Source organism: Herbiconiux sp. UC225_62 (genome assembly GCF_042694625.1).
Taxonomy (GTDB): Bacteria; Actinomycetota; Actinomycetes; order Actinomycetales; family Microbacteriaceae; genus Herbiconiux.
In genome coordinates this window covers 395,696-408,691 of the sequence record NZ_CP170551.1, presented here as the reverse complement: position 1 = coordinate 408,691, position 12,996 = coordinate 395,696, and the positions used below count along the sequence as shown (strand labels likewise).

Genomic DNA, 12,996 nt, shown 5'->3' with positions numbered 1-12,996 from the left:
CGTGAGCGTCATCGAGCCCGTATGCGGCGCGGGTGCCACGAGGTTTGCGATTACCGACGTGACTCGGCACTCAGAGAGCCCACGGCGCCGGGCCGGGCGCCGCGGGAAACGCTCAGGTTCCCTCGACCACGGGGATGCGTTCCGGGGTGCGCTGGATGAGCCGCGGGCGCACCAGGCGGTGCCTCGGGTCGTCGGCTGGTGCGTCGCCGAGGCGGCCGCCGTGCGCCCCGGTGAGCAGTTCGAGCACACCGGCGGCCACCTCGTCGAGCGGTTGTTCGACACTCGAGAGCCCCAGTGCCGCGGCGACGGGCGTGTTGTCGTAGCCGATCACGGGAATCCGACCCCCGGATGCGATCAGCGCGCCGAGCGCGAGGGAATCGCTCGCGCAGACCACGCCGTCCACCGAGCCGGGGCGGGAGAGGAGTTCGCGCATCGCTGCGCCGCCCTGGGTGACGCCGTCTTCGACCGCCAGGTCGAGTGCATCCAGCTGCGCGTCATCCGTCATCCCGCCCTCGATCATGGCGTCGCGCCAGCCTCGGCGCCGGTCGTCGCCCGTTCCGGACGGGCTGGGCCAGCCGATGTACCCCACGTGCCGGTGCCCGGAGGCGAGGAGCGACGAGGTCGCCTCGTGCAACCCGAACCAGCCGTCGACATCCACCCAGAGGTGCTGCGGGTCGTTCATGTCGTCGATGCCCCAGGGGCGCCCGAAGGTCACGAACGACTGGCCGTTCTCGATCAGCCACCGGGTGCGCGGATCACCGTGGAAGGTGGAGGTGAGCACGAAGGAGTCGACGTCGGCGCCGTCGCGCAGGCGGGCGAACTGGCGGATCTCGTCGTCGGGGTCGGTCGCGGTGAACAGCATCACCCGGAGCCCCTGCCGGGCGGCCTGCTCGGTGAGAGCGTGCAGGAAGCGGTCGAGCACGGAGCCCGAGATGCCGTCGGTCATCGGATCGATCCGGATGCCGAGCGTCGAACTCTTGCGGGTGCGCAACCGCCGCGCCGACTCGTGCGGGCGGTAGCCGAGTTCGGCGATGGCCGACTCGACGCGCTCGCGCGTGTCGGGGCGCACGATGGCGGGCGTGTTGAGCACGTTCGAGACGGTCTGGCGCGAGACGCCGGCCACGCGGGCGACGTCGTGGATGGTGGGGAGTGCCGACATCCGCGTCTCCGTCTCTGATCGCTGCGGCTTGATCGTTCCAACGAGGTTAGCGCACCGGATCGCGCGTGCCGCGGGCACCGCAGTATGCCCCACCGCCGACCCGGCAGCCTGAATGGGCTACCGGGGTGGTGGCGCCTCGCGCTACCGCATCCGGAACGTCGGGTTGCCGCATCGGGAGGACAGGGTTATGGTGGAGCAATCACTCTTTGAACGATCAAATTTCCATCGACGTGGCGTTAGAACGTTCAAACTCCATCCGGATGACCCATCGTCGGGCCCGGAGGTCCAGCAACAGCACAAGGAGAACACCATGCAACGACGCAGCTCCCGTTGGCTCCTCGCGGCCGGCATCGCCGGCGCGGCGGCCCTCACCCTCAGCGCGTGCGGTTCCGGCTCCGGCTTCGACGACTCCACGGGCTCGGCCCAGGACTCGTCCGCCCCGCTCACCGTGCTCATCGGTTCGAGCGGCGACGCCGAGACGACAGCGGTCACGGACGCGGTGAAGAAGTGGTCCGATGGCTCGGGCACCGAGGCCACGGTCACCGCGGCATCCGACCTCAACCAGCAACTCAGCCAGGGCTTCGCGAGCGGCAAGCCCGCCGACGTGTTCTACGTGTCGACGGATGCGCTCGCCGGCTTCGCCTCGAACGGCTCGCTGTATCCGTATGGTGACCAGCTCAGCAACAAGGACGACTTCTACCCGACCCTCGTCGACTCCTTCACCTACGACGGCCAGTTCTACTGCGCTCCCAAGGACTTCTCCACCCTGGGCCTCGTGATCAACACCGACATGTGGGCCGCGGCCGGACTGACGGATGCCGACATCCCCACCACCTGGGACCAGCTGACCGCCGTCGCCACGAAGCTCACCACCCCCGAGCACGTGGGCCTCACCTTCTCGCCCGAGTTCGCCCGCGTGGGCGCCTTCATGGCCCAGGCCGGCGGATCGCTGCTCAACGACGACCAGACCGAGGCGACCGTCAACAGCGACGCCAACGTGCAGGGCCTCGACTACGTGAAGTCGTTGCTCACCAGCGGCGTGGCGAAGTACTCCTCCGACCTCGGCGCCGGCTGGGGCGGCGAGGCCTTCGGTAAGGGTCTGGCCGCGATGACCATCGAGGGCAACTGGATCGCCGGCGGCCTCGAGGCCGACTACCCCGACGTGAAGTACTCGGTGGCGCAGCTGCCCGCCGGCCCCGGCGGCCAGGGCACCCTGCAGTTCACCAACTGCTGGGGCATCGCCGCCGACAGCCCCAACCAGGAGGGCGCGCTCGCCCTGGTGGAGCAGCTCACCAGCACCGACCAGCAGCTCGCCTTCGCCAAGGCCTTCGGCGTGATGCCCTCCGTGCAGTCGGCTGCCGACCAGTGGAAGACCGAGAACCCCGACAAGACCGCGTTCCTCGACGCCGCCGACTACGCCCAGGGCGTGCCGACGCTGAACGGATCGGCCGACGTCATCAAGGACCTCAACTCGCAGCTCGAGTCGTTGGCCTCGCAGGATCCGAAGGCGATCCTCGACAGCGCGCAGAAGAACATGGAAGCGGTCGTCGCCGACAACCAGTAGGCGACGACCCGGCGATCGGATGCCGGCCGGCCCCCTCGATGGCCCGGCCGGCCGGCATCCTCGCCCCGAACATCCGCTGCTCCACGATGTGGTGAAGGAGATTCCATGAGCGCGACCGCGACCGTTCCGGCGCCGGTCGGCCAGGGCAAGAAGCCCGGCCGCAACCGCGGGGTGCCGCGAGGCATCGCCCGCTCCGAGGGTGTGGCGGGGTGGCTGTTCACGGCGCCGATGCTGATCATCCTCGGGCTCTTCCTCGTGGTGCCGGTGGTCATGGCGCTGTGGGTGAGTTTCTCCGACTGGTCGGGCCGGGGCAGCCCCTTCTCGGCGAACGTGAACTTCATCGGCACCGAGAACTACGCCGACCTGCTCGGAGGCGGCGGACTCGCCGAGCGCGACTTCGGCATCTCACTGCGCAACAACGCCTGGTACGTCGTGCTCGTGGTGCCGCTGCAGACGGCGCTCTCCCTGTTCCTCGCCGTGCTGGTGAACAGGCAGATCCTGAAAGGGCGCGGCTTCTTCCGCACCGCCTTCTACTTCCCGAGCGTCACGAGTTCGGTGGCCATCACGGTGCTCTGGCTCTTCCTCTTCGGTGCCACCGGAGCCGTGAACAAAGTGCTCTCCTGGCTCGGCATCAACGGACCGAACTGGTTCCAGGATCCGTCGGGCATCGTGCACAACCTGCTCGCGGCCGTCGGCATCACCCAGGGTCCGGCCCTGCTGACCGAGAACACCGCCCTCGGCGTCTCGTGGTGGGACTGGCTCGCCGGCCCGTCGGTCGCCATGTCGGCCTTCGTGCTGATGGCGGTCTTCACCACGAGCGGAACCTTCATGCTGCTGTTCATCGCGGCTCTGCAGAACCTCTCCGGCGACGTGCAGGAGGCCGCGATGATCGACGGTGCGAACGGCTGGCAGCGATTCTGGCGGGTGACCCTCCCGCAGCTGCGTCCGACGTTGTTCACGGTGCTGACCCTCGGGCTCATCGGCACCTGGCAGGTCTTCGACCAGATCTACACCGGCACCCAGGGCGGCCCGGGCAAGACCACGGTCACACCCGCCTACCTCTCGTACACCTCGGCGTTCGAGGGCCAGGACTGGGGTCGGGGAGCGGCGATCGCGTTCATCCTGTTCGTGATCATCGTGCTCTTCACCATCCTGCAGCGATTCGTGCTGCGTGACCGCAAGGTCTCGAAGCGACGGATGCGCGCCTACTCGATCGCGAGCGCCGCCACCGCGAACAAGGAGGGCCGGCCATGAGCGCCGTCGTCATCGATCCGCCGGCGCAGTCGCCGTCGCAGCAGGCTGCTCCGCCGCCGAAGTCGGAGAAGCGGCCGCGCCCGCCGCGCGCCATCGCGGCCTCGTCGGTGGTCTACGCCATCCTCGTCGTCATCGCGATCATCTACATCTTCCCGTTCCTCATCAACGTCGCCACCTCGTTCAAAACGGATGCGGAGGCGGCGAGCGATCCGCTGTCCCTCATCCCGCAGACCTGGACGACGGCCGCCTACACGAAGCTCTTCCTCAACTCCGACTTCCCCACCTGGTTCGCGAACTCCGCTGTCGTCACGATCTTCGTGACGGCGGGACGCGTCTTCCTCGACTCGCTCGCGGGCTACGCGCTCGCCCGGCTGCATTTCCGCGGCCGTGGCGTGGTGTTCGCCGGGCTCATCGCGGTGATGGCCGTGCCCGCGGTGGTGCTGCTCATCCCGAAGTTCCTGGTGATCAACCAGCTCGGCATCTACGACAGCTACGCCGGCATGATCATCCCGCTGCTCGTCGACGCGGCCGGGGTCTTCATCATGAAGAACTTCTTCGAGTCGATCCCCGCCTCGGTCGAGGAGCAGGCACGCATCGACGGCGCAGGCACCTTCCGCATCTTCTGGTCGATCGTGCTGCCGATGGCGCGCCCGGCGCTCATCACCATCATCATCCTGTCGTTCCAGGGGTCGTGGAACGAGCTGTCGCACTTCATCATCTCGACCCAGTCGCCCGACCTCACCACGCTGACCAAGGGCGTGGCCTCGCTCGCGTCCGGGCAGCTGAGTCAGGGCACGCAGTATCCGCTGAAGCTGGCCGCCGCCGCGATCATGACCATTCCGGTCGCGGTGATGTTCTTCATCTTCCAGCGCCGCATCATGAACGCGAGCGAGGGGGCGGTGAAGGAGTGACGGCATCCGTTCCCACCATCGTCGCGACCTGCGGCGGGCTGAACCCGGGACGCTGGACGGAGGCGGTCTACGGCCCGCTGTTGCTGCACGCGATCGCGCTCGCGGAAGTACGGGGCCGGGCACCGAGGGTCGCGCACCTCAACACGGCGGGCGGCGACCCCCGTCCCATCGAGGGCGTCGAACTCGAGGCCGCGCGGGAGGCGGGCGTCTCGGCGTCGCACCTGCGGGTGTTCCCGCATCCGAACGTGGACTCGGTGCGGTCGTACCTGCTGGAGCAGGACGTGGTGTGGGTGAGCGGCGGCAGTCTCGCCAATCTGCTCGCGCTCTGGCGGTTGCACGGCATCGACGAGGCGTTGCGCGAGGCGTGGCAGGCGGGCGTCGTGCTCGCGGGCGGCTCGGCCGGGGCGATCTGTTGGCACACCGGAGGCACCACTTCGTCGTTCGGGCCCGACATCGCGCCGCTGGCCGACGGGCTCGGTTTCGTACCGTTCTCACTCGCTGTGCACTGGGACTCGGATGCCGCGCGCCGGCCCGTGCACTCCGCCGCCGTCGCCTCGGGGCAGCTCACCTCCGGCTTCGCTCTTGAGGAAGGGGTGGGCGTCGTGTACCGCGGGGGCGCCCCGCAGGAGCCGGAGTACTTCGTGACCGAGCGACAAGGCGGGCGGGCGTACCGCATCCGTGCCGCCGTCGACGCCGCCCGCCGCGACGCCGCCGAGGCCGGGGACGGCCGCGAGATCATCGGGGGCCACGCCGCCGCCGACAACCAAGAATCCTCCCTCTCCGCGGGCAGTAACAAGGTCGCCATGGACGTCGTGGAGCCGCGACTGATCGCCTGACACCGACCGAACCGACCGGTGCGTTCCGTGCTTCACCGCCCACGCCCCGCTCCGCCCACCGCCCCGCGCAACTCGCCCCTCGCCACACCGACCAGGAGTCGTGACATGTCCCATCCCCTTCAGCCCCTCCTCAACGACGCGACCGTGGTGCTCGCCGCGCCCACTCAGGCTTGGTCCGCAGCCTCCGGTGCCATGACCGACGCGATCCACGGGGTGTACCACTCCGATTCGCGCGTGTTCCGAGGGCTGTCCGTGACGGTGGGAGGGCGGGCGCCCGAGGCGATCTCGACCGCCGCCACGGATGCCACCACCGTCGTGTTCACCGCGCTGGCGCGCAACATCGACGACCGGAGCGCCGACCCGCGGGTGCGGCTCGATGTGCGCCGGGAGGTCGCCGCCGGACGGTTCGCGGAGACGCTCACGCTGTCGTCGGCCCTCACGGGCGACGTGTCGACCGCGGTGCAGGTGACTCTGGTGGCCGACTTCGCGCCGATCCAGACGGTGAAGTCGGGTTTGGCGGGGGTCGGGTTCGACTTCGCGTTCGTGGCGGGGTCGCCGGGTGCTCTCGTGGCGGGTTCGGCGTCGGCCGCGGACGTCGCCGGCGCGACCGAGGCGGGTGCCGCGATCGATGCGGTCGTCGACGGTGATCGCGTGCGGCTCGCGGCCGGCAGCTCCTCGGCGGAGATCGAGGCGCCGGGCGCGTCGGTGCGGATCGAGCGGCCGGAGAACACGGGCGGCATGGCGCTCGTGGTGCTCGAGTGGCCGGTCACGATCCCCGCGAAGGGATCGGTCTCGCTCGGCTGGCACGCCGACCTGCGTGACGAAGCCGCGGTGGTGGGCGGCGCATCCGGAGCGGCCGAATGGCACGATGCACGCGTCGACTCCGGCGACACGCGACTGGCCCGCTGGACGGCCCGGGCGCTCGACGACCTCGAGGCCCTGCGCATGACCACGACCGTCCGCCCCGACGAGCCCTTCCTCGCCGCCGGTGCGCCCTGGTTCTTCACGCTCTTCGGCCGCGACTCACTCTGGGCCGCGCGGCTTCTGCTGCCGTTCGGCACGGCGATCGCGGGCTCGACCCTCCGCGTGCTCGCGGGCCTCCAAGGCGCCGAGACGGTGGGGGAGACGGCGGAGCAGCCGGGCAAGATCATGCACGAACTGCGACCCGGCACCCTGACCATCCCGGGAGAGGATGTCTCGCTCCCGCCCCTGTACTACGGCACCGTCGATGCCACCGCGCTCTGGATCACGCTGCTGCACGACGCCTGGCGCTGGGGTCTCCCCGACGACGAGGTGCGCGCCCTGCTGCCGAACCTCCGCCGCGCGCTCGAATGGATGCGCGATCACGGCGACAGCGACGGCGACGGCTTCCTCGAATACGCCGACACCACCGGTCACGGCCTCGCGAACCAGGGCTGGAAGGATTCCGGCGACTCGGTGCAGTGGCGCGACGGCCGGCTCGCCGAAGGGCCGATCGCGCTCTGCGAGGTGCAGGGGTACGCCTACGAGGCGGCGCTCGGGGGAGCGGAACTGCTCGAGCACTTCGGTGACGGTGACGGAGACGCGGCCGGGTGGCGCGAGTGGGCGGCCGCGCTCGCCGAACGGTTCCGAGCCTCGTTCTGGGTCGACGGCCCTGCCGGTCGCTACCCGGCCATCGCCCTGGATGCCTCCAAGCGAGCCGTCGACACCCTCACCAGCAACATCGGCCACCTGCTCGGCACCGGCATCCTGAACGCCGAGGAATCGGCGGCCGTCGCGGCCCTCCTGGTCTCACCCGAGCTCGACTCCGGCTTCGGACTGCGCACCATGGCCACCGACTCGGCGGGCTTCTGGCCGCTGAGCTACCACGGCGGGTCGGTGTGGGCGCACGACACGGCGATCGCCGTCCGCGGGCTGGCCCACGACGGCTTCCGGGCGGAGGCCGCCGTGCTCAGCGAGGGGTTGCTGGCCGCAGCCGAATCGTTCGACTATCGGATGCCCGAACTCCACTCGGGCGACTCGGCTGCGTCGGTCGTGTCGCCGGCTCCCTACCCGGCGGCCTGCCGCCCTCAGGCCTGGTCGGCCGCTGCTGCCGTGACAGTCGCGGCCGCGGCCGTCGACGCCCGTCCCACCGCGGATCGCGCCGGCCTGACGGTCGCGCCCCTCGCGTCCGCCGCCCTCGGCCACGTCACCCTCGAGGGCCTCCGCGTCGGTACCGCCCGCTTCGCCGCCTGCGCCACCCCCGCCGAGGCATCCGTCACCCCCGCCTGACCGTCTCGCACCCTGCCGCGCGCTGCTCGTTCGAAATCGCAAACCTGGTGCCGACCGAGTCGCCCAGCGCCTCGGTCGGGCGCAGGAGTGCGGTTTCCGACGTCCCACCGCTGTACTGGGGCTCAGGAGGGCGCGCGATAGGGTGAAGACATGAGTGACCGCCGGGATGACGACGCCTTCGCCTGGGCGGGCGACGACGATCCGACCCTCGCGCCCGTGGGGTCGCCGGTCGCCGACGACGAGCTGGACGACGACGTCGAGGCGGCGGCATCCGAATCGCCCGCCGTCGCCGCACCCGCGTCGCCCGCGCCGTCCACTGCTCCAGCGACGTCCACGTCGCCCTCTGCACCCGCCGGCTCGCCCGCGGGGCCCTCGGCGCACGCGGCACCCGCGCGGCGGACCGTGCTCGACGAGGCGGAAGAGGCCGAAGACCGGGCCGTCGACAAGGAGCTCGCCGAGGCCGAGGCCGCGTCGAAGCAGCTGAGTTCGCCCGCGCTGATCGGCATGGGCATCCTCGGCGGCGTCTACCTGCTCTACACGATCGGCTGGATCGTGAGCTTCTCGCGCTACCAGACCCCGCTCACGGTCGACTTCTCGGTGGTGAGCTACCGCATCACCCAGACCCTCGCCATCGCGGCCACGCCGCTCTGGTTCGTGGCGACGCTGTTGCTGACCCAGACGAAGGACATTCGGTTCCGCTTTCTCTGGCTCGTGATCGGTGTGCTCGTGCTCGTGCCCTGGCCCTTCCTGATGGGGGTGTGAGATGACTGACGCCACCGTGACAGCACCGGTCAAGCCCGCGAAGCGCGGCTTCCGCACCTTCGGCCGCGCCGGCTGGGCCGTGGCCGTGATCTTCGCGTTCCTGTACGCCTACCACCTGTGGGGAGGCATCGCGAACCTCATCGCCGTGGTCTCGACCTTCTCGACCTTCGGCGTCGCCGTGCCCGGCACCATCTGGGCGCTGGTCATCGCCTACGCGGTGGTGCCGATCGTGATCTACGCCGCAGCGCTCGTCGTCGGCCGGCGCCTGTCCACCTTCGGGCGCATCGTGGTGTTCGTCGTGGGCTTCGCCGTCGTCGCGCTGGTGTCGCTCGACGTCCTCGTCATCGCCTCCGCCGCCTGACGGCTCGAACCGGGTGCCCGCGCCCGGCCCCGGATCGGCGTCAGAAGAACGCCACCAGCAGCACTAGGGTCGCCAACACGACCTGCCCGATCAGTCGTGGCACGAGCGGGATCGCGAGCGCCCCGAAGCGCTCCCGGTGCCCCGCCGCGTAGGCATTGGCCGGGAACACGCACGCCAGGAAGACCACGAGTGCCACTCCCGCGAGCACGCGTGTCGGCGGGAAGAGCAGCCCGAGTCCGCCCGCGATCTCGCACACGCCGGTCAGGTACACCAGCGTCAGCGGGGTCACGCGACCGTCGGGCCGCAGCCACGGCGGGATCATCGCCGCCATGGTGCGCGCCGAGCGCGGCACGAAGTGGTTCACGCCCATGGCGATGAACACGACGGCGATGAGGATGCGGAGCACCGTCAGGACGACGTCGGACGTCACAGAGTCCATGGCCCCATTCTGCCTGCACTACAGTTGAGAGGCTCCCACCAGACCAACCGAAGGACCCGATCCGTGTCGAAGCCGGTCGTGCTGATCGCCGAAGAACTGTCCCCCGCCACCGTCGACGCCCTCGGGCCCGACTTCGACGTGCGCAACGTCGACGGCACCGATCGCCCCGCTCTGCTGGCGGCGCTCGCCGAGGCGAACGCGGTGCTCGTGCGCTCCGCCACGAAGGTCGACGCCGAGGCCATCGCCGCGGCCCCCAAGCTGCAGGTGGTCGCCCGAGCGGGCGTCGGGCTCGACAACGTCGACATCAAGGCGGCCACCACCGCCGGCGTCATGGTGGTGAACGCGCCCACCTCCAACATCATCTCGGCCGCGGAGCTCACGGTCGGCCACATCCTGAGCCTGGCCCGGCACATCCCGGCCGCGCACGCCGCGCTCGCGCAGGGGCAGTGGAAGCGCTCCGCCTACACGGGCGTCGAGCTCTACGAGAAGACCGTGGGCATCATCGGCCTCGGGCGCATCGGCGCCCTGATCACGGCTCGCCTGCAGGCCTTCGGCGTCAACGTGATCGCCTACGACCCCTACGTCACGAGTGCCCGCGCCCAGCAACTCGGCGTCACCCTGGTGACCCTCGACGAACTGCTCGAGCAGAGCGACTTCATCACCATCCACATGCCGAAGACCCCGGAGACCACCGGGATGATCAGCGACGAGCAGCTTGCGAAGATGAAGCCCACCGCGTTCATCGTGAACGTCGCCCGCGGCGGCCTGATCGACGAAGACGCGCTCTTCCGTGCCCTCAGCGCGAACGTGATCGCCGGTGCCGGCCTCGACGTGTTCGTCTCCGAGCCCCCGAAGGAGTCGCCGCTGCTGGCGCTCCCGAACGTGATCGTCACCCCGCACCTCGGCGCCTCGACCGACGAGGCCCAGGAGAAGGCGGGCGTCTCGGTCGCGAAGTCGGTGCGGCTGGCCCTCTCCGGCGAGCTGGTTCCGGATGCGGTCAACGTGGCCGGGGGAGTCATCGACCCCTACGTGCGCCCCGGCATCCCGCTGGTGGAGAAGCTCGGGCAGGTGTTCTCCGGTCTGGCCGAGAGCCCGCTCACGTCGATCGACGTCGTGGTGAAGGGCGAACTCGCCGACTACGACGTCAGCGTGCTGAAGCTCGCCGCCCTCAAGGGCGTGTTCACCAACGTCGTGAGCGAGACCGTCTCCTACGTCAACGCCCCGCTCCTCGCTGAGCAGCGCGGCGTCACCGTGCGCCTCATCACCGAGCCGGTGTCGGAGGAGTACCGCAACGTCATCACGCTCTCCGGCGCCCTGAGCGACGGCTCGCAGATCTCGGTCTCCGGCACCCTCACGGGCACGAAGCAGATCGAGAAGATCGTCGAGATCAACGGCTACGACGTCGAGGTCCCGTTCGCGAAGCACCTGATCGTGATGCTCTACACCGATCGCCCCGGGATCGTGGCGGTCTACGGCAAGGAGTTCGGCGAGGCATCCGTCAACATCGCCGGCATGCAGATCGCCCGGCACGAGGCCGGCGGCCAGGCGCTCAGCGTGCTCACCGTCGACTCCCCGGTGCCCGACGGCCTGCTCCAGAAACTGCAGGTCGCGATCGAGGCCGACCTCATGCGCGAGATCGACGTCACCGAGGAGTAGTTCCGGAAAGTTTTTCTTCTCGGCTGTCGATTCCGGCGGCTAGCGTTCGTCGTAGGGATGTCGGTTGACACCTTCCGACGGACCGAAGGAGAAGATCATGACCAAGGAATACATCGTCCTCATCCGCGAGCCCGAGTGGGACTCCTCGGCGGTGACCGAGGAGCAATGGGCCGCAGCCATGCAGGAACACGGCGCCTTTGCGCAGGCCGTGGCCGCGGCGGGCGCACAGATCCTGGGCGGCGACGCCCTCGAATCCAGCGACAAGGCCGTGCGGATCACGCCGGCGCGCGACGGCAAGCCGGCGGTCTACACCGATGGGCCGTTCACCGAGACGAAAGAGGTCGTGAGCGGCTTCTACAAGATCGGCGTCGAAAACGAGGCGCAGGCCCGCGAACTCGCCGCGCTCGTGCCGACGGGCGGCTGGCTCGAGCTGTTCCCGGTGATGCAGACGAACGCGATGTGAGCACGAGCGCGCTGGAGGTCGCCTTCCGCGAAGAGTGGCCGCGCATCCTCGGGAGCGTGCTGCGCTTCACGGGCGACCTCCAGCTCGCCGAGGACGCGGTGCAGGAGGCGTTCGCGCGGTTGACGGCGCTGACCGCCGTCGACCCCGTGACCGGTGCCGCCGCATCCGACCTGCCACGCAACCCGGCGTCGTGGATCACCACCACCGCGAAGCACGTCGCGGTCGACTGGATGCGCCGCGAGGCCGGCTTCGTGCGCAATTACGGCCGTCTGGCCGCCGACGCTGCCGACCGCGAGGCCGCGGCCGCCGAACAGGTGGGCGCCGATCCGTTCGCCGTCTCGATCGACGACGAGAGACTGCAGCTGCTCTTCCTGGCCTGCCACCCCGATCTCGCCGAGGAGGCGCGCCTGGCGATCGCCCTGCGAGCGGTCTGCGGTGTGCCGACCGAGGAGATCGCCGAGTTGCTGCTCGTGAAGGCCGCCACCATGGCGGCGCGGCTGACGCGGGCGAAGAAGCGCATCCAGTCGTCGGGCATCCGCTTGGAACAGCCGGATGCCACGGAGCTCGTCGCGCGCACCGACGACGTGCTCGCCATCGTCTACCTGCTCTACACCGCCGGTCACACGGCGCTGGCCGGGGACGAGATCAGCCGCTCGGTCACCACGGCGAGTGCGCTGTCACTGGCGCGTTCGATGGTGCGGCTGCGGCCCCGCCATCTCGAGGCGCGCGGTCTGCTCGCCCTGCTGCTGCTCACCGAGGCGCGGGCGCCGGGGCGGACGGATGCCGCGGGAGAGGTGGTCTCGCTCGAAGACGCCGATCGCTCCCTCTGGAACGCGGCGATGATCGAGGAGGGTCTCGACCAGGCCACCATCGCCCTCGCCGGCCGCGGGCGCTTCGCCCTGCAAGCCGGCATCTCGGGGCTGCACTCGGAGGCGCCCACCTGGGAGGCCACGGACTGGGTGTCCATCGTCTCGCTCTACGACGCCCTCGTCGCCTCCTGGCCTTCGCCCGCCGCCCGCCTCAACCGCCTGGTCGCCGGATCCTACCTGCCGTCCACCCGCCTCGACGATTCGCTCGCAGCGCTCGACGAGCTGACGGCAGAGGCGAGCGGCCCGAGCTTCACGCGCCAGCTGTGGGCCGTGCGTGCCGATCTGCTCCGCCGCGACGGCCGGGCGAGCGAGGCTGCTGCGGCCTATGCTCGTGCGCTCGACGGCGAGCCGAATGCGCGCATCCGCGCCTTCCTCCAAGGGCGCCGACGGGAAAACGAGCTGCCGGGCCCTGCCGACGCCCCGGGGTGATGTCGTCAGCACGGTCGCCCCTGCACCGACACAGTAATCTTGA

12 protein-coding genes are annotated in these 12,996 nt (G+C 70.1%); 10 read left to right on the top strand and 2 right to left on the bottom strand.

Annotation, left to right across the window (positions count from 1 at the left end; translation table 11 throughout):
* Positions 1-112: 112 nt before the first annotated feature.
* Positions 113-1,159 carry a LacI family DNA-binding transcriptional regulator gene (locus ACFJGU_RS02035; RefSeq protein WP_382307194.1) on the bottom strand — a complete coding sequence of 349 codons (1,047 nt, stop codon included), beginning with the start codon at positions 1,157-1,159 and terminating at the stop codon, positions 113-115.
* A gap of 310 nt (positions 1,160-1,469) precedes the next feature.
* Between ACFJGU_RS02035 and ACFJGU_RS02030 the strand changes: the two genes are divergently transcribed.
* The 7 genes from ACFJGU_RS02030 to ACFJGU_RS02000 all read left to right on the top strand — a co-directional run bounded on the left by ACFJGU_RS02030 (position 1,470) and on the right by ACFJGU_RS02000 (position 9,097).
* Entirely contained in the window at positions 1,470-2,723 is a 1,254-nt protein-coding gene (locus ACFJGU_RS02030) for an extracellular solute-binding protein (protein ID WP_382307192.1), read from the top strand.
* Between the two features lie 105 nt (positions 2,724-2,828).
* Complete coding sequence (locus ACFJGU_RS02025; RefSeq protein ID WP_382307190.1) at positions 2,829-3,977, top strand: carbohydrate ABC transporter permease; 1,149 nt, start codon at positions 2,829-2,831, stop codon at positions 3,975-3,977.
* Positions 3,974-4,888: a carbohydrate ABC transporter permease gene (locus ACFJGU_RS02020; RefSeq protein WP_382307188.1), complete on the top strand. Its 915-nt coding sequence runs from the start codon at positions 3,974-3,976 to the stop codon at positions 4,886-4,888. Before ACFJGU_RS02025 ends, ACFJGU_RS02020 begins: the two co-directional genes overlap by 4 nt.
* Positions 4,885-5,724, top strand: a complete 840-nt coding sequence (locus tag ACFJGU_RS02015) for a Type 1 glutamine amidotransferase-like domain-containing protein (protein ID WP_382307187.1) — start codon at positions 4,885-4,887, stop codon at positions 5,722-5,724. Before ACFJGU_RS02020 ends, ACFJGU_RS02015 begins: the two co-directional genes overlap by 4 nt.
* Before the next feature lie 105 nt (positions 5,725-5,829).
* Positions 5,830-7,974: a glycogen debranching N-terminal domain-containing protein gene (locus ACFJGU_RS02010; protein WP_382307185.1), complete on the top strand. Its 2,145-nt coding sequence runs from the start codon at positions 5,830-5,832 to the stop codon at positions 7,972-7,974.
* 150 nt (positions 7,975-8,124) lie between these two features.
* A complete protein-coding gene (locus tag ACFJGU_RS02005; protein ID WP_382307183.1) occupies positions 8,125-8,736 on the top strand; it encodes a hypothetical protein in 612 nt (203 codons plus the stop codon).
* Between the two features lies 1 nt (position 8,737).
* Complete coding sequence (locus ACFJGU_RS02000) at positions 8,738-9,097, top strand: hypothetical protein (protein WP_382307181.1); 360 nt, start codon at positions 8,738-8,740, stop codon at positions 9,095-9,097.
* Positions 9,098-9,137: 40 nt separating this feature from the next.
* Here ACFJGU_RS02000 and ACFJGU_RS01995 read toward each other — a convergent pair whose 3' ends face one another.
* Positions 9,138-9,536 carry a DoxX family membrane protein gene (locus tag ACFJGU_RS01995; RefSeq protein WP_382307179.1) on the bottom strand — a complete coding sequence of 133 codons (399 nt, stop codon included), beginning with the start codon at positions 9,534-9,536 and terminating at the stop codon, positions 9,138-9,140.
* 63 nt (positions 9,537-9,599) lie between these two features.
* On the opposite strand from ACFJGU_RS01995, the gene serA reads away from it, so the two are divergent.
* The 3 genes from serA (at position 9,600) to ACFJGU_RS01980 (ending at position 12,953) form a co-directional block, all read left to right on the top strand.
* Positions 9,600-11,192, top strand: a complete 1,593-nt coding sequence (gene serA, locus ACFJGU_RS01990) for a phosphoglycerate dehydrogenase (RefSeq protein ID WP_382307178.1) — start codon at positions 9,600-9,602, stop codon at positions 11,190-11,192.
* A gap of 97 nt (positions 11,193-11,289) precedes the next feature.
* The gene (locus tag ACFJGU_RS01985; RefSeq protein ID WP_382307176.1) at positions 11,290-11,655 is read left to right on the top strand and encodes a YciI family protein; all 366 of its coding nucleotides are present in this window, start codon (positions 11,290-11,292) and stop codon (positions 11,653-11,655) included.
* Positions 11,652-12,953 carry an RNA polymerase sigma factor gene (locus ACFJGU_RS01980; protein WP_382307174.1) on the top strand — a complete coding sequence of 434 codons (1,302 nt, stop codon included), beginning with the start codon at positions 11,652-11,654 and terminating at the stop codon, positions 12,951-12,953. The genes ACFJGU_RS01985 and ACFJGU_RS01980 overlap by 4 nt, the downstream gene beginning before the upstream one ends.
* Positions 12,954-12,996 lie beyond the last annotated feature (43 nt).